Source organism: Facklamia sp. P13069 (assembly GCF_050409405.1).
Lineage (GTDB): Bacteria > Bacillota > Bacilli > Lactobacillales > Aerococcaceae > Facklamia.
On the sequence record NZ_JBNUPN010000016.1, the window covers coordinates 1 to 17,802 of the forward strand.

The window sequence follows — 17,802 nt, forward strand, 5'->3', positions numbered from 1 at the left end:
GAACGTCACTCACGCTTTGAGTGGCTGATTTTGATTAAGAATCAGACAAGTCAGGCCGTTCATCAAGCGATCACTCAACTCATGAACTCCCTAGGAGATAAAGCTGAGCGACTCTTTAAGACTCTTACAAGTGATAACGGTTTAGAGTTCAGTTCACTCACAAAAGCCGTCTCCTCTGTAACTGAGGTTTACTTCGCTCACCCTTACTCATCTTGGGAGCGAGAACTAAGATGTTCTAGGTGGCTAAGTTCTATTTGCAATTTATAAAAATTTTTCTATTTATAATAATTTCGTCTTTAGTTTTCTCCAAAAAAGACATGCTCAGTCTTGCTTTTTAGTCTTCCATTAAATTTTCATATCAATCCATATAAACCGAAATACTACTTAATAACTCCTTTAACTTATCACTTATTAAATTCAAAATGTTAATAAATTGAGTATTGCTCTCATTATTATTAAAATACTCAAACAATTCCTCACTAATAAAACCTATGTATTGTGGGATTTCATAAATAATATTGTTAACTTGACCTTGAATTATTACATTTTTATGTACCAATTTTTCATAATCAGATGATTTAAACAAAAAATCTCTGAGTCTATCTGAAATGAATATTATGCTACGTCATGACTTTATATTTCTGTTTTCTATAAAAGAAAAAATTGATTCACTAATATTTTATATAACTTTTCAATTTCTAAACAACTTACTAACTCTTGATTAACTGTTTCTAATAACACTCTAGTTTCTTTTTCCAATTTACTTATATTTTCAGAAAGTTCTTTCTCTAAATTTTCAAGTTTTCTATTGTGCTCTGCATTAATAATTTTTTAATTTAGCTTTGTTCAAAATCAAAAATGCAGATACTCCAAATACAACAGTAACTATTAATCCAATAACTGTCCACGTTTGATTAGGTAATTGTTGATTCTGATTAGTTAACTTGCCTACTACATTTTCAAGCATCTTTATTTTCTCTATATTCGTCATAACTTTCTCCAATAAATAAGCCGAAGAATGGCTCAAAGTCGCCCAGCTTTTTTAATAGTATTTTGTATTTTCACTAATCCACTCTTCAACTTATTTCAATGGAAACTTTCTTCTTTTACCAACTTAGATGTAAGGAAAACCAAATCGTTCCTCCTCTTTTAATTATTTACATTAACAAGAGCAAAACACTTCACACTTGTTATTAATTGTTATCATTAAAGCTGTCGTCCATTTTTGAGCAATAGCTATCTAAAATACAGTGAAAGACAATTTTGTCCGTTACTTCTCTAGGATGACCCAAATTTGTCCTACCCTTCAATAAACAAAAATACCGCTGTTCCGATTTATGGACAATGATATATATAATATTGATTTTAACTGAAATGATATTATTATATAATTAAATAAATTAGGAGGATTCAAATGGATAGAATAAAATATTGAGGATCAAGTGATTATGCAACTTATTATTATGCAAATAATTTAGAAGATCGAATTAACGCTCTACTGACCACTATATAACCTTCAATCATTGACATATTAGAAGCAGTTAATATCACCAAGTATCTTTTAGATAAAACAATTAACGCCCAATTAAAGCTCACTGTAAATGATTGTAAACCGAAACTTTTCAAACCTATCGATAAATACATAACTACTATGACTTCGAATAATATTGCAAATGATATTAAAAAATTATTCAGTGACGATGATAAAAATTCAAATATTTTCTATCACTCTGATTATTTTGAATTATTTGAAAAAAACAATTTCATAAGTTAATTAATGAGTTAGATTTTGAAAAATCGATTATAAATAACCATGTTCCGTTATATCTCTTATTAGAAACTAACTACTATAACAATTACTATCCAAACCTTACCAAGCGACTATTCTTATCCAATCCGGTGCATATCCAGCTATTAATTAATAAATATACAGATACAAAGCAGTCATATCATATCCCCCTCAATTGCACATCAAAAGAATTGTATTTTTTATGTACCCAATATATAGATAGTGAGGATAGTAATCTGAATTATGTAGATCTCATTTCCGATGGCATCAGTGAACTTAAAGAGTTTGAAATTGATGCTAAATTAAAGTTAAAGGCAAAAGAAAAGAGTTCAAATCAAAAAGCTCATCTCTTCTCAAATGGTGGCTTAAAATTAGAACTTCTCATCCACTCTTCTAAAAAACTAAAAGATCTTCCAGAAAATTGGACAAATAATACATTTACTAAACGAATTTTTATAGATAAAGATTGGTTGATTGATAATAATGATCTTTAATCTGTATTAAATTTTACTCTTTATTTAGATGACATTATGAGTAACAATATGATTTATCGATTCTGTAGCTTTTCCAACATTGAATCTTCTGTATTGGAAAGTATTTCAGGAATTAAAAGTTCAAGAAATTATCCTACGTATATGTACTTTCATTTTAAACAAACTATCCTTTTGACTTTACTGAAATTTATTCATAGCACCCTAAACAAAACACCTCAAAATAATTTCGAAAACATTTTTCAGGTTTTCTATTTGAATGCTGTTTAAACGAATATAATATAAAGTTTGTTCCATTCAAATTTGCTTCAAACCAAGAACCCTTCAACATAAAAACCAAAATTAATTTATCTAACGAAGAGACCTTAAGAAAACAATGGAAGTTGTTTGTAGAAGATTTTGAGATCAATCCGAAATTATTGGCTTTTGAAACTTCTCCTCGTATTGAGTCAATACCTAGTTTATTAAATAAAAAGTATATTTATCTAAATCCTAAAATAAAAAAATCCAAAGCATTGTTCACGCTTTATTCTCTAGTCAAAGTCATATTATTTACCTATCTAAAGAAAAACATGAAGATAGTTTCCTTAACTTGATTATTAAACATTCTGTCAATCTAACAGAATATCCAGAATACTATCATTCTCAAATCCTTAAATTAGTTCACGAAGACTTTATCTCATTAGATGATGAACAAAATATTTTCATTACTGATATTCAATTTTATAGAATAATAATTCTTCAATCATTGTATTCGTTTGAAGTAATCCACTTTTATAGAGGAATATTATCTAAAATAACCCCTAATAATATTCTAAAAATATTTCAAGATGAAATAGATATTATGATTGGAAAAGAATATCTAATTTCCGAATCCACTTTGTTTGTTCAAACCTGAGAAACCTTCTTTTTGATAAATTCGATTCCAATTACCTACCAGCGATCCGTTAGGCAAATCGAATTTTTCAGCAGCTTCTCGATAGCAACATTCATGTATTTGCCTATATTTTATGACAGACAACTTAAATTCGCCACTATATTCTATTTTATTGAGCTTTTTATTAAATCCTTCGAACCCATGGTTTTCATACATCTCTATCCAATTTCTAACTGTAGAAGATGGAATTCCATACTTTTCTGCAATTAAATCACGACCACCGGTCGTTCCATCAAGATATTCATTCACTATGTTGATTTTAAATCCTTTTGAATATTTAGACATAAAAAGAACCCCTAAATCCGGTCCGGATTTAGGGGTTCAGTACATAGTCTGCTGGCTAAAAAATTTACCCAAGAAAAATTTTAAATTGCTTAACTTCTATGGACTATTTTTATTAAAATAATGGAATAAATTTTACTTGTAGAATAAGTAGCCTATTTTTATATCCCATAGAATGATAAACCCATAACCTAGTTTTTATTCATTTTGGTTGAAAGATGACTAAATTTTGTAGCAATTTAAAAACCTGAAATTTATATGAAACTTTTATCTAATTCTAAAGAAATCATCTTTAACAATTATTAAAAATATTAAAAAGTTTACTCAATATCAATATCTGTATATTTTTTCTTAGTTCCTTTACTTTTAGACACGGGATATTTTTCGTCGTTTTTCTTTAACTTATTAATTATAATTTCTTTCATATCTAAATCTAAATTAGAGGCTAACATAATCGAATAAATTAATACATCAGCTAATTCGTCTTTTACAGCATCGAAATTCTTTTTTATTGTTTCCTCACTAGTATTCCATTGAAATAATTCAAGCAACTCCGAAGCTTCAATAGAGATAGATATGGCTAAATCTTTTTCGTTATGAAATTGTCGCCAATCCCTTTTATCTCTAAAATCATCAACTTCTTTTTTTAGTTTATCCATTTTCTAACTCTCCTTGTTGAGCCTTTAATAATACCTCTTGTAATTGGTCATCTACAGCATATAAATATAGCCCATGTATTCCTCTTGTTATTAATACATTTAACTCATTTTTCAATAAAAAATCTGCTAAGTACTCTTTACTTCCATCCTTTAATGTTCTTTGCTGTTTAGCTTTTCTATTTTGACTCGCTTCCCTATCAAAAATTATCTTTCCATCTCTATATTTTACTGAAGGACCAATGATCACGCCAACATAGTTCAAATCAAATCCTTGAACTGTGTATGTTGAGCCCGCCTCATTTATAGTGTGAGGTTGTTCAGCCCAAGAAACATCTTTATACTTTATACTTTTATTAGTTGGTTTTAACTGATAATTCCACGGAATTTCAAAGTTCTTGTCTTTTACCATCCAATATTCTTCATTCTCAGGTTTACGTTTATCGACATATTCCCAGTCAAATGTTGCAACTATTCTTGAAATGCCTTTTTCCTGATCTTTTGATTTTTCTTTAATCGCAGCATGCATTTTTTCAGTATCTTCAAAAATTTTAATTTCATAACCTTTATCATCATTAGGAATATTTAATACTATTTGATTATCAACTAGATTTCTAATCCAATCTACCGTTTGTTCTTCTGCATCGATTCTCATTTGATTTGTTAAAAAAATGTAATTATCATTTTTCTTAGACATTGATTTAATTTTTTCAAATTCATCTTTTTCCCAAAACTGTTCAGTTGTTAAGATTTGATTCGCATCAAATACTGCTATAACCACTCTTGCTCTTTTCAATAAATCATGTAATTGATTCTTACCTCTGTAAGCTTGTTTGCCTTGAGTCCACAGCAAGTGAGCTTCGTCTACTATCACAACATCAGCAGGTTCATTAATTTGAATATTATTGATGAAACGCGTTGGTTTTAAAACTGTTTCTAAGCTTTCATTTGATGTTAAATCTAATTTTTTGGCAATTTGTTTGTACACATTGATTAAAGCATCATGATTAACGAGCATATAGACTTCAACTTCTTCTTTGCTTTGGATTTTTTTAGCTAATTCCTTTTTCAAATCATAAAACAAATTACTCATTAAGACAGTCTTGCCCGATCCAGCTTCTCCAGATACTAGAATTAATTCTCCAATTTTATCGTCTTCTAAAGATTTAACTACCCTAGAATAAATTCTATTTTTAGCAGAAATTTGTTCAGACGTTAATTTATGAAAAGGAGAGGCCTTAAATAGTGCAGAATCTTCAATTATACTTTTTAATGGAAAAAGTGTTTTATTTTTATTTCTTAATTCTTTCCAAACTTCTGAAAAAATGTCTTCAAAGTACTCTGAGGTATAGTATTTATTTTGTTGATTAGTCCGTCTGTTATATATTTTATCTACTTCATCAATCGAGGATAAATAATGCATTAATTTGTTTTCTATATCTAAAGTTAAAGATTTATTAAAATATTCATGTCCGACCACAAACATTGAAGCCGAGTTAATATTTTCTAATTCAGCCAGTTCTTTATTGATTTCGTTACTAATTAAGTGTTGATTTGTTCTAACTATGATATTAGAAGTCTCTCCAATATATACACTATATATATCATTTTTTACTTTATTATTAATGATATAAACTGTCGGGTAATCTAATAAATATTTTCTTATATCTTTATTGAAATTTACTGAATTTTCTGCAAATCTTTTTAGTCCATCAGCTGTATATTCTATTTCATTTATAACTGGTTTAGATATTTTCGTCATTATGGTTCACTCCATCATCTTACATTAAAGAAAGCCAATTTTGTATGAATTAAATATGTTTACATGTTTTTATAGTTAGTATTCCTTTTAATTATAGTTAGTTCGCTCTTCTTATTCAAATGAGTTATAAATTAAATTTAAAAAAATACCAATTTATCATTTTATCTTCGTTCTGTTTGCCAATCCAAAAATGATTGGATTAATGAATTATCATCTACTGCTCATCGAGTGTACCATTTTAATTTTAAAAGATGACCATGACAGGAATACCCGTGTTCGTGAATAAACTGGCTGATAAACTAATCACCGTATCGATATAATTTTTCTCAACTAAGCGCTGACAGATTTCACCTTTTGTTCCTATATGGAATAAGACACCGTGGACAAGACAATGACCATCCTTTCTTCTTGTCCCAATGAAAGACTCTTTGGAGTAAGAAGACAAAGTCTCCTTTACTTGCGGGCGACTTCAAACCGTGGGTCACTCACTGGTAAGTAAAACGATTCCACCCCTTTACAGAATAGGGTGGATTCATAACAACAGCATCAAACTGAACTCCTTCATTGAGTCGTTCGGGGTCCTCGGGCCACTCTTCAGCCAATGTATCTCCATTTTTAATAGTATCTTTTCTGGATGAATTCCTTGTAAGAGTAAATTCATACGGGTCAAGTTATAACTAGTGGTGTTCTTTTTTTGCTCATAGTAAGCTAAATTTTTCTGTTGATGCGCATCTAAATGCTTAGCAACAGTTAACAGTAAAGAGCCAGAACGAGACAAACAGTCACAACTAAGTATCAACCTTTGTATGGCTAATAACAGGATTGAGCTGGTGATTTATTGGTCATTATAAATTCTTTATTTCCACTATATTATTTGTCCATCTTCTAGGTAAATTATCTTATCAAAAAATGTTTTATCTTTGAAACGATGATCTACCATGATTATTGTTTTATCTGATAGATTGTTTTTTATATAATGTAGGGTTTTTTCTAAATTCTCATCATCTAAAGAATTACTGAGTTCATCAAATATATATATTGGTGCTTTTCTCAAAAAGGTTCTAAGCAAGCCAATTCTTTTATTTTCTCCTCCCGAACTAAAAGTAACTGGGTCTTCCAGATTTTCTATTGATAAGACCTTATTCAATTCTAATTGATTTATTAATCGACCAAGGTCATCAGTCTCTACTTTGTCAACATACAACTCTAAATTTGCTAGTAATGAATCCGGTACTATTATACACTCTTGAGTTAATACGGAAAAATTATTTGTAACATCCAATTCATTGGTCACAGAATTACCATCAAAAAGAACCTCTCCTTTGGTAGGTTGAATCAAACCTAATATCATTCTTAAAATAGTAGACTTTCCTGATCCACTCTTACCTATAATAGCTACTTTATCCCCTCTCTTAATTTCAAAACTGATATTATCAAGTATTTTCTTCTCATTATCTAAAAAGGATACCTTTTGAAAAGTAATTTTATTTTTAAATGTAAGTTCTTTTCTATTAGAGTAAACTTCGTTCTTTGGAATTTTATCCAACCTCTTTAGAGAGACTATAACACGCCTCCATTCTTTAATTGCTTTTGAAAAATCAATTAGAGGATCAATTAATATTGAGTTATACATCATAATTGCTACCATACCACCTATAGTCATTTGGTTAAAATAAACTAAAATAGAAGTAATAATATAAAGTATCCCTATTGTACTCATAAAAATTATCGTATCAACAACATAAATTTTTTGTGTAAATCGAGTTTCTTCAAAATGATGTTTCTTGAATAAATCACTTTCTTCTTCTGTAAGTTTTTCAAATCTTTGCACTCTATTATTAGTTAGAATTTCTTCAAAATATAAATTTATATCATTAAATAATTTCCAGATTCGATCAGATGATATCCTTGATTCATCTATTAGCTGTTCATATCTCTTCATAAACCAATTATTTACGTATATAGAAATAAGTCCCACTAACAGTAAGACTAACATAATATACGGGCTAATTGAAAATACTAAAATAACACTTATAACAAATGAACTAATTGATCCTATCAAATCACTAAGTGGTTTTATAGATGAATCGGATACAATTTTTACATCTTCTAAAATTGAAGCACTTTGTGTTTCTGTTCTGTAAGTCTTTTGCTGTTGGAAGCTTAAATTCAAAAATCGTTTTAAGATGTCTTTTCGAAGTTGATTACTAAAATTTAAGCTTAATCCTTCCGCATAAACATTCTTATAAGCTTCAATAATTGCTGATAAAAAAAAGACTACTAGCAAGATAACGCCAGATAAAATAACCTGTTTTAAGTCAGTATTAATTGAATCAATCATATGTTCTACTAACTTGATAGGTGCCAAAGATAATAAAGCCATAACTACTGACAGTATGAGTATGTTTATAAAATTTTTAGGTTTTAATCTTATTATCAATGAGTGGAATTCTGGGTTCATATTATCTCCTTAAAAATTCTTGATCGCTTCTTTAGCTTATCTTAAATAACACGTATTTCACTATATAAAGTTTATGATTTAAAACCTTTTCAAACAATCTCGAGATTCATTTTAAAAAAAATTAAGCCACTAGAATCTAGTGGCCTAAAATCATTTGCTTCTTTCTTGACGAATTATTCTCCAAATACTTTTAGCTGACAAGTAGTACTTTTCTGCCAGTGCATCTACATTTTCTCCATTTTTATAGTCAAGATAAATATTATAATTTCTACGATCTATCTTTTTTCTTGTTTTATTTTTACTTCCCCATTGTGCTCTTGATTCTTTCTTTTTAGGAATATAAATTAATTTTCCTTCAGCATATTCTTGTATTTTAAGAAAGAGCTCTTTAGGAAAAACTTCATCTGCTTTTATGTAGTCCATAATGCCTCCATAACCCTTTTATTGAAAGCATTGACTATTATTTAGGGTCGCATAATATTTAACAGTCAATACTATGCGACTAATACTTGTCTTCTCATATCTTCCTCCTCTGATACTCTATTGTTTTTAACTAGATTTGTAAAATAAATCATCTAGAATTTTTAATTATCTTATTGCTAGCTATAATTATATACTAATCTTTCATTGTTTCTCTAGTATAGGGCTTGAAACCCAGTCACTATCGTTACTATTTGCAGTTATCATAATTATAACACGAGACCCGCTTGTAAAATCGTTCAGAAACATCAATACATCTATATACAACTCTACCATTTATCAAGCAGATTGTTATTACTTTAAACTGAATTAATTATTCTAAAGAATTTTAATTTAAATATTTAACATAATTTTATTTCTTCATATGGTTCACGAATAATTCATGTTTTTTTCGTCTTAAGCTAATCTCATGATTATTATCATAAAGGCCCGCAATCTCAAAAAATATCCCTATACTTGTCATTACCCCTGCTACAAAATCATCTATAGGATGATTAAAAATTATTGACAATACTCCAAATTGGTGATTAAGGATAACTAATAAAAGACATACTCCTCCAATAATAAAGTTTCTATTCAACTTATTCTTTTTAGCATCTTTTTCCTTTTCAGTATATTCAACTACTTTCAATAGAGTTTCTTTTGTTTCTTCATTCATATTCTCATTTTTCCTTTCTCCATCAATAATCTCTCTGAGATCTACATCATAGAAATCAGCTAAGAATAGTAACATGCTAATATCCGGAATGTTGCTGCCTGTCTCCCATCGAGAAATAGTTCTCTGGGATACATACAATCTATTAGCAAGCTGTTCTTGAGTAAGTTGTTTTTCATTTCTCAATTTCTTTAGAAAACAGCCTATCTTTTTTTGGTCCATATATTTTCCTCCTCTTAATGATATAATATCTGCTTTGACAATTAAAATAAACGACACAAAGTGAGTAAATACCATTTCTAAACGATCAGACATCAAATGTCTACATAATTAGACCCCTTTTGTTTCTCCAACAGTATTTATAAAAACTATTATTCATCGTCACTTTTGTCATTGTCATAATTATGATACGAGACTGATAGAAAAAATCTTCTAGCAACTCTAATAATTCTAGCTATTTATTTTCGCTTGATTTAAAAGGATGTTAACAACTACAGACTGGAATTTCCTTTTAAACCTTCTTTTTCTTATAAAGTAAACTTCCCAAAAAACTTCCAAGCACTGAAATAACGCCATAGATTAAAGAATAAATACTTGCACTCTCATTATAAAAAATAAATAGGGTAGGAATAAATAGCAAGACAACAAGCATTGGAAAAATCCAGTTAAATGAGTGCTTCATTCCATAGATTAGCGATGATATAAAACATGTCATTGGGACAGCCAATAGTAAAATCAACATCCCACTTCCTGTATTTTTAATGAAAAATGGCAAAAGATAAAAGGCAAAAGCTATTACGATCAAATATACCAGCATTTTTCTAACTTTTTCCATTTCCAACTCCTTCACAAATTCACATTTTTTTACTTCTTTACTTTATTAGAGCAATCTTATTCAATATTCACTCTAACAGCCCACCAACCAATCGTTTAATTTTAAAATAGAATGCTTGAAAACCGGTCATTCTCCTAATTATTGGCTATTATCATCATTATAACAAGACTCCTAGCAATCAGCTCATAAATAGAACACTATTTGATTATTCTGCAATTATTTTACCTATTCTACTTCAACAAAATACCAAATAATCCATTGATATTTCTTTATACAAAACAATTTAATACTACCCAAAACTTTGACAGTGATTAATTGTTTGAACTTAAAATGACTAAGAGATTGACTCAACTCTGTTTGCTCAACATTAATAATCTTAGACTAAGGATAGTCGTTTAGCTTAAATTTAATGCTTCTATGTCTTTTTTTAAATTATAGGATTATCCATATTAGCAACCATCTGAATGCACTAAACGATTTAACCGATCCCACCATAAAATATTCCCATAATATATATCAAAATCGTCAACCCTACAAAGACATATCTGCCCATTGGCTCAAACCATGGCCCCAGAGTCTTATTGTAGCCCAATTGTACTTGCTTTCTAGCAAAGTCCGGTCCACATACCCAATAAAACATAATTCCAGCCAACAAAGCGCCTAATGGAATCACATAGATACTCACAATATCCATCCAACTTTCTAAAATAGCGCCATTTTCAACAAATATTCCGATGGCTATCGCTATACTCGCTACGATTCCTACCGCTTTTGCTCTTGAAAGATGGAACTTTTCTTGAAGCGCTTCGATTGGAGCTTCAAATAAATTGATCAAGGAGCTGATCCCTGCAAACAGTACTGCAATAAAGAAAAGAATGGCAAATAAGTTACCGGCTGGCATTTGTTTAAAAATCGCTGGCATGGTGATAAAGATCAAAGGAGGGCCCGCGGTTGGGTTCATATTAAAAGCAAACACAGATGGAATAACAACGAGAGCAGCCAATATAGCTGCTATTAAATCACTTACTGCAATATAGGTCGCAGAAGTAACCACATCTTCCTTTTCACTTAAATAACTCCCATACACCAATGTTCCCGAACCAGCTAAGGACAAGGAGAAGAAAGCTTGGCCTAATGCATAGACCCATGTTTGTGGTTTTTTTAGCGCTTCCCATTCAGGTTGAAACAAATAGGCATACCCTAGACTTGCTCCCGGTAAGAAGATCACGCGAATACTTAAAAGCAGGAACATTATAAAAAATCCGGGCATGAGCACTTTATTTATTCTTTCAATCCCCTTTGAAATGCCCACTCGCATAATCCCAAAAGTTAGGATGAGTGCAGCTAGATGCCAGCCAATACTTCCAAAATTCCCAGCAATCTTTTCAAAATAAGCTGAACTATCTGCCGCTTGAATCATCGAACCTGAGATTGCCCCAAAGGTGAACCTTAAAATCCAGCCAATGACAACCGAGTAGCCAATCGCGATCCCTAAAGACCCGATGGTGGGAATTAAGCCAAGCCATTCGCCATACGGCTTGCCTCTTTTAGCCATCGCCTTCTTAAAGGCAGCCAGAGGACCTGCTTTCATCGCTCTTCCCAACGCGATCTCACCAATTACTCCCGTAAAACCAATGACAATCACAAAAAGAATATAGGGGATTAAAAAAGCCGCTCCTCCAAATTGACCGACACGATAAGGGAATAACCATATATTTCCCATCCCTACCGCTGAACCCACTGATGCTAGAATAAAACCTAGCCTACTTTGAAAACCATCTCTTTCTCCTATTATTTTTTTGTCTTTCAATTTTTTCACTCCTCGTTTCCTTTGTTTAGAAATGCTACTAGCTAATCCTTTAACCCTATTTTTCAGCGGAAATGGAGCTCATATCAATATAAAGACACAAAAAGACACTGCGTCATCAATTTTAAATTGATCTATGCAGTGTCTTTTAAACAACTATCTATTAAAAATCACACTGGCATAGGCTCCATTTATACATGAAAAATAAAGTGAGCCTAGCCTTCTTACTTCAGAAGTTAGACCACTCAACTATGCCAAGCCTGCCATGAATGAATGTTGAATTTCATTTGTGTGATTTCCTTTCTCTTTTTTTATTTAACTAATTATCTAATAGGCTTGATAGAAAGTCAAATGAGTATTTTTTATCCAAGTGATATCTTAGGTGAAAATGTAATTAGTCATGTAAAGTTCTAGGTAGTTTTATTTCTTGAAGTATTCTATCGTAGGAAGAAAAATGACATTTTTTTCTTTTAAAAATTTTAAAAGATTTAATGCACTTAAAAGCACGAACCTTGATATCATTTTCAATTAGAAACCCTTTTAAATATGTCTTTAATGAATTTGAGTTATAATTAATGTTAATTAAAATAAAAGTATTAAATTAGAGTTATAGAAACAGAAATACAGGAAGCGTTATGGTCAATTAATAGTTCAAATATTGATAAACTAAAGATTCTAATATCTTTACCCTTGCGGAGCTCCTTTAGTAAATGCTAAATTCTTTAATAAATAGCTGAAAAAAAATTATGAAAATATATCTCAGTGGTAATAGGGGAGCTTTTCAGCTTCTTTAAATACCTTTATTAAAGAATACATCCCAATAGAAATTATAATAGCATTTAATTCAGACCATATTTTTAAGAATACACCTTTCATCAAGAGAATTTAAACAAGTTTTCAGAATCTGCGGAGATAGTTGTGTATATTATTGTTTAGCTATCACATAACCAACCTTAAGACCAGATGTATTCGCAAGTTTGACTATATGTTCTAATACGTAAAGACAGCGAATTCTATATTATTAAGTGAGTAAATCACATAATAAATAAAAATTAAATAAAAACTTGACAAATGACTTTGGGAACATTATTATGAACGTATAGATTGTATGCGTTTTCTTATTTTGTTAGTTTCTTGTTATGTTATTTTATAAGTTAAGCATACAATCAAAAAAAGGAAGGAGAATTGTGATGAATGAAAGTAATTCAAAAGAACAAATTCAATTAGATTCAGAAAAAGAACAAATTTTGATTGAAAAGATTGAACAAAATTCTAGTACACCATCATGGTGCATCTGTTATAAAAAATGTTAGAAATATAGATTTTGAAATAGACTAAAGAAAGATTCTTTAGTCTATTTTTTAGGGGGGAAATAGTTTGTATTGCACAAATAAATATATAAACTTAACTATTACAGATGATAAAGAAATTACATATTTTGATGGTTTTGAAAAATCTATTAACTCTCAAAATAATGACATAATAATTCAAATATTAAAATGGTTTGAATTTCCACGTGATAAAAATGATCTTCCAATAATTAAAAATATACCTAATGAAAGAATAGAAAACTATTTAAAAGAGTTAATTAAATCTAATATCATTATAAATGATAAAAAAAATCTGACTAAACGGAATGAGTTCTTTTATGAAACATATTCAAGTACCTTAGATATCAAACATCTTGTAAACCGAAAAAGAATACTTATTATAGGATGCGGAACTATTGGGACTAATGTTGCAGTTTCTTTAGTTAAAATGGGTTTTAAGAATATTATATTAATTGATGACGACGTAATAACGCTCCATTCCCTAGACTCCCAAATTGTTTATACTGGATTAGATAAAGGAAAATTAAAAGGTGTAGTTTTAAAAAATCATCTTGAAAAAATTTCACAAACAGCCAAAATTAAATATATGAATTGTAAAATAGAAAATATTAGAAATTTATCAAATTTATTTATGGAAGAAAAGTTTGATATTATTATAGATTGCTTTGATGAAAAAAGCACAAATCTTCAATTGGACTTGATAGATTTTTCTAAAAATATGAATATTAATTATATAACAACAGGTTATTATCAAAATTTATTATTTGTTTGGGACATAGCAAGTGAATTCAATAAAGTTAAAAATTATTTTTTAGAAAATTCTTATGAATCTGAAAAAAGAAAAGTTTTTTCTTTAAATAAAGGGGTAATTGTAGATTCACAGATTATTTCTGGATTAATTACTAATCAAATATTAAACAGAATTATATATAACGATAATGATAATAAATTTTTGTGCTTTGATAAAAAAAATAATGTTTTAACAGATTATGGAAGATATATAAAGTCAGAGTATCAAAATTTTTTAGAACTATTAGAAAAAAAAATAAATGACTTAATATCTCAAAATGAAATAGAATTGTCTCTAAAAAAAATTAAACTAAATGAAAATATTGGATATAAGAAATATGATGTGATTCAATTTCTTAAATTTGTTGAATTAATTCAATATACTCAAAAATTTGAATTTGATATTAATAAGAATATTTCAAACACTTTAAATGTTTCAAATACATCAAAGAATTTTATGAAAAAAATGGATGTTTTCCAATCAATAACAAATCATATGTATCAATTATCTGATTGTTCTATTTCCGACAATTTACTTAGTGATATTGATTTAGTAAGTGTATATTCAATAAAAAAAATTCAGCATAATATTCATAACTTTATCTCAGAAAATAAAGATAAGTTTTTTCAAGTGTATAACACAAGAGATAGTAAAATTTCTAATGATTTCTATCTTATACAAGGTATATCCGAAAAAATATTTATCAAACTGAAGAAAGAAATAAAAAATATATCTAAAGATGAGTATTTTTTACTAAAATCACAAGTATTAAATAATAAGAGAGTAAATAAAAATAATATTAAAGAAAAAGATTTTTTTGATTTCAGGAGACAAGATAGTTATTACTTTGGTAGCAAGAACAAGGCTATCGATTTTATTTATCTCTTATTAAATTCTATTAGAAATGATTTGGGTGACAAATTTCTTAATGCGTATAAAAATAATGACATTATAGTTGATAATTATGCTGATGGTAGTGTTGGAAAATGTATTTATTTAACAAACACAAAGAAAACTCTAGTTTATTCTACATTTGACGGGACATATGAATCAGTTATAAGACTACTTCATGAAATTGGACATTTTTTTTCTAATGATGAAATGAAAACATCTTATTTTTATGAAGAACTTTCTATAATTAAAAATGAAATTTTAGCAGAATCTATATTTATTAATATTTTAAAAATTAAAAATATTGATAAATTCCCAACTGAATTAAATAAATTGCAAGAAGTAATTAGATATAAATTTGAAAGGGATTTACTATACATTTTAGATTTAGCCATATTTAAAGAAAGATTAGATTGTGAAACTAATTCAAAAAAACCTCTAACAACTGATATATATAAACAAGTATTTGATTCTTTGGATAATTTGGATCCAGAGTATGTAGAAATGAAAAATAGAGAATATTTTGTTTATAACTATTTAGCTAATTACAGTTTGTATTTACCAATAGAATTTATAATCAGTGATTTAATTGTATCCATTGTATCCATTAAGTATGGAGAAAAAATTTTTAAAGATATAGTTAATGGGGTAATCATTAGCAATGATTGGATAGAAAATGTTTTTTCAATTGAAAGTATTATAGATTTAATGAAAATTAGTTTTTAATAATGTATATATTAATAAATGATCGGAAGGTACTATATTGAAAAAAAATAGATTTAAACTAACGATACTACTCACACTAACCCAATTAGGTAGTGGAACTTTATCTTTTATACTATCCTTAAAGATACTGCAGCAAAATAAAAGCGCAACTGACTTTGGAATAGTAGTTATGGTTAGTGCTATATTTAGTATTTTAACATCTTTAATATCTGGTAAATATATTGATCGCTTCCCTAAAAAAAACATGATGATCGTTGCTCAATTTCTGAGTATAGTAGGATTAATCCTTTTTATTTTCGGAACAGGATTTAGCGACAAAATTAATTTATATTGGGTGATCGCTCTTTCAATAATCCTTCAAGTGAGTGATTCAATTTTTACCACTACTTTAATGACAAGTGCTGTCAATATTGTAAATAAGGAAGAAGAGTTAGATGAATTCAATTCAATTGTTGAATCAATAAATGGGATCTGTGCCTTAATAGCACCGTTTATTGCATCCTCTATCTTTATTTTCCTAAAAATAGATAGCTTCATATTTTTAGAAATATTTTTTGAGCTATTTGCCGTATTACTAATACTTAATTTACCGCTGCATGATTCCTTAATTGAAGAAAACTATGATGATCGTGATAGCGATTATAGTTTAAACTACGTACTAAAGTATGCTTGGAAAAATAAACTTATTCTAATACTAAGTTTAAGTATGTTAAGCATCAATTTACTTTTAGGATCACTTTCAATAGGCCTACCCTACTTAATATTGTCTTACTTTGAGAGTAAAACAATATTTATCGGTATCTTTCAAATAACATTACCAGTTGGAATGATGCTGGGAGCTATCATTTATCCTAAATTAAATTTTAAAAAACCCTTCTATAACCCAATTATAAAATCGTGGTTCCTATTAGCTCTATCTGTTATTCTACTAGGATTTACCATACTTATTTTTTCAAACCATTTTTGGGCATTATCAATTATATCCTTCATTCTTATTACTATCGCTGGTTTCAGTATATCAATAGGAAAAATACCCTTATTAGGATATTTTCAAAAAACAGTTCCTCAAAAAATTCAGGGGCGCTTATTTAGTTTGCTAGATGTCATGATAGAGTCGAGTATTCCTTTAGGGGCGGGTATATATGGACTATTATTCGACAACTTTAATATATATACAATATTTATCTTTTCTGGATTAATTTTAATTATTTTTATTAAAATATCAGAAAAAAAATTGAGAAAGCTAACTATAAGCATGAATGATTAATTAAAGAATAATTAATCTTTAATCACTTACAGAATAGTAATCATCATTTCAATACTGTTATAAGAGAAGGTTCGTTTAAGTATTATTTGAGCGACGCCCACTATTTGGATTGCAACTTATTGTGAAAGATCAACTATGAATGTTATTTATAAATTTAATTCAATCAAGAGCTGAGTCAGTAGCTTGACTGATTTACTATTTAGATAATATCTTTTAAAGCAATTAAGTTGAATTTAAACAATAAATCTCTTTGTCCAATGTAGTCTTACTAAGGAAAAATTAAAAATAATGAATTTGATAATTTTTACTCTAATTAACAAACTTTTAAAATAGTAAATTCTGTAATAAGAATTGAATTTTTTAGGGGATACTCATTCTTACTCTCGTATTCTTTCGAAGTATGATTCCCCTTTCCACTTTCTAATTTTTCGAATTAATTTTATTTGAAATCAATCCGATGTTCTACTAATAATCGTAATTTATATACTATTTTATTCGACATTATTATTTCGGATTTTCTTTGTTATACATGGATTACTTAAACTAAGTAAGTTCTCTAAAGATTATGCAAGTATCGAATTAACTCTCTCTTGGATGATATGAAGGACCATCCTTCAGACGTATACTTACCCTCTGACTTAG

15 protein-coding genes and 2 pseudogenes are annotated in these 17,802 nt (G+C 28.7%); 5 read left to right on the forward strand and 12 right to left on the reverse strand.

The window, feature by feature from the left end; translation table 11 throughout:
* Positions 1 to 267 (forward strand): annotated as a pseudogene (locus ACQV2T_RS05870) (hypothetical protein); the annotation flags it as partial.
* 553 nt (positions 268 to 820) lie between these two features.
* Here ACQV2T_RS05870 and ACQV2T_RS05875 read toward each other — a convergent pair.
* Positions 821 to 991 carry a hypothetical protein gene (locus ACQV2T_RS05875; RefSeq protein ID WP_428893351.1) on the reverse strand — a complete coding sequence of 57 codons (171 nt, stop codon included), beginning with the start codon at positions 989 to 991 and terminating at the stop codon, positions 821 to 823.
* Positions 992 to 1,899: 908 nt separating this feature from the next.
* Between ACQV2T_RS05875 and ACQV2T_RS05880 the strand changes: the two genes are divergently transcribed.
* Complete coding sequence (locus ACQV2T_RS05880) at positions 1,900 to 2,283, forward strand: hypothetical protein (protein ID WP_428893352.1); 384 nt, start codon at positions 1,900 to 1,902, stop codon at positions 2,281 to 2,283.
* An 859-nt stretch (positions 2,284 to 3,142) separates the two neighbouring features.
* On the opposite strand, the gene ACQV2T_RS05885 is transcribed toward ACQV2T_RS05880, so the two are convergent.
* The 11 genes and pseudogenes from ACQV2T_RS05885 to ACQV2T_RS05935 all read right to left on the reverse strand — a co-directional run bounded on the left by ACQV2T_RS05885 (position 3,143) and on the right by ACQV2T_RS05935 (position 12,158).
* Positions 3,143 to 3,502 (reverse strand): helix-turn-helix domain-containing protein, encoded by a 360-nt coding sequence (locus ACQV2T_RS05885; RefSeq protein WP_428893353.1) that lies wholly within the window; start codon positions 3,500 to 3,502, stop codon positions 3,143 to 3,145.
* Between the two features lie 317 nt (positions 3,503 to 3,819).
* Complete coding sequence (locus tag ACQV2T_RS05890; RefSeq protein WP_428893354.1) at positions 3,820 to 4,158, reverse strand: nucleotide pyrophosphohydrolase; 339 nt, start codon at positions 4,156 to 4,158, stop codon at positions 3,820 to 3,822.
* Positions 4,151 to 5,917 (reverse strand): DUF2075 domain-containing protein, encoded by a 1,767-nt coding sequence (locus tag ACQV2T_RS05895; protein WP_428893355.1) that lies wholly within the window; start codon positions 5,915 to 5,917, stop codon positions 4,151 to 4,153. Before ACQV2T_RS05895 ends, ACQV2T_RS05890 begins: the two co-directional genes overlap by 8 nt.
* 244 nt (positions 5,918 to 6,161) lie before the next feature.
* The gene (locus ACQV2T_RS05900) at positions 6,162 to 6,362 is read right to left on the reverse strand and encodes an N-6 DNA methylase (protein ID WP_428874564.1); all 201 of its coding nucleotides are present in this window, start codon (positions 6,360 to 6,362) and stop codon (positions 6,162 to 6,164) included.
* Between the two features lie 40 nt (positions 6,363 to 6,402).
* Positions 6,403 to 6,519: a hypothetical protein gene (locus ACQV2T_RS05905; RefSeq protein ID WP_428874563.1), complete on the reverse strand. Its 117-nt coding sequence runs from the start codon at positions 6,517 to 6,519 to the stop codon at positions 6,403 to 6,405.
* Between the two features lie 32 nt (positions 6,520 to 6,551).
* Positions 6,552 to 6,716 (reverse strand): annotated as a pseudogene (locus ACQV2T_RS05910) (N-6 DNA methylase); the annotation flags it as partial.
* Positions 6,717 to 6,782: 66 nt separating this feature from the next.
* A complete protein-coding gene (locus ACQV2T_RS05915) occupies positions 6,783 to 8,378 on the reverse strand; it encodes an ATP-binding cassette domain-containing protein (protein WP_428893356.1) in 1,596 nt (531 codons plus the stop codon).
* A gap of 150 nt (positions 8,379 to 8,528) precedes the next feature.
* On the reverse strand, positions 8,529 to 8,801 hold the full coding sequence (locus ACQV2T_RS05920; protein ID WP_428893357.1) for a CD3324 family protein: 273 nt from the start codon (positions 8,799 to 8,801) through the stop codon (positions 8,529 to 8,531).
* A 409-nt stretch (positions 8,802 to 9,210) separates the two neighbouring features.
* Positions 9,211 to 9,735: a helix-turn-helix domain-containing protein gene (locus ACQV2T_RS05925; RefSeq protein WP_428874578.1), complete on the reverse strand. Its 525-nt coding sequence runs from the start codon at positions 9,733 to 9,735 to the stop codon at positions 9,211 to 9,213.
* 289 nt (positions 9,736 to 10,024) lie between these two features.
* On the reverse strand, positions 10,025 to 10,348 hold the full coding sequence (locus ACQV2T_RS05930; RefSeq protein ID WP_428893358.1) for a hypothetical protein: 324 nt from the start codon (positions 10,346 to 10,348) through the stop codon (positions 10,025 to 10,027).
* 478 nt (positions 10,349 to 10,826) lie between these two features.
* The gene (locus ACQV2T_RS05935; protein ID WP_428893359.1) at positions 10,827 to 12,158 is read right to left on the reverse strand and encodes a sodium-dependent transporter; all 1,332 of its coding nucleotides are present in this window, start codon (positions 12,156 to 12,158) and stop codon (positions 10,827 to 10,829) included.
* A 1,187-nt stretch (positions 12,159 to 13,345) separates the two neighbouring features.
* Here ACQV2T_RS05935 and ACQV2T_RS05940 point away from each other — a divergent pair.
* The 3 genes from ACQV2T_RS05940 (at position 13,346) to ACQV2T_RS05950 (ending at position 17,160) form a co-directional block, all read left to right on the forward strand.
* Positions 13,346 to 13,468, forward strand: a complete 123-nt coding sequence (locus ACQV2T_RS05940; RefSeq protein ID WP_428874231.1) for a hypothetical protein — start codon at positions 13,346 to 13,348, stop codon at positions 13,466 to 13,468.
* Between the two features lie 64 nt (positions 13,469 to 13,532).
* Positions 13,533 to 15,893: a ThiF family adenylyltransferase gene (locus tag ACQV2T_RS05945; RefSeq protein ID WP_428874233.1), complete on the forward strand. Its 2,361-nt coding sequence runs from the start codon at positions 13,533 to 13,535 to the stop codon at positions 15,891 to 15,893.
* A 37-nt stretch (positions 15,894 to 15,930) separates the two neighbouring features.
* Positions 15,931 to 17,160: an MFS transporter gene (locus tag ACQV2T_RS05950; RefSeq protein ID WP_428874234.1), complete on the forward strand. Its 1,230-nt coding sequence runs from the start codon at positions 15,931 to 15,933 to the stop codon at positions 17,158 to 17,160.
* Positions 17,161 to 17,802: the final 642 nt, after the last annotated feature.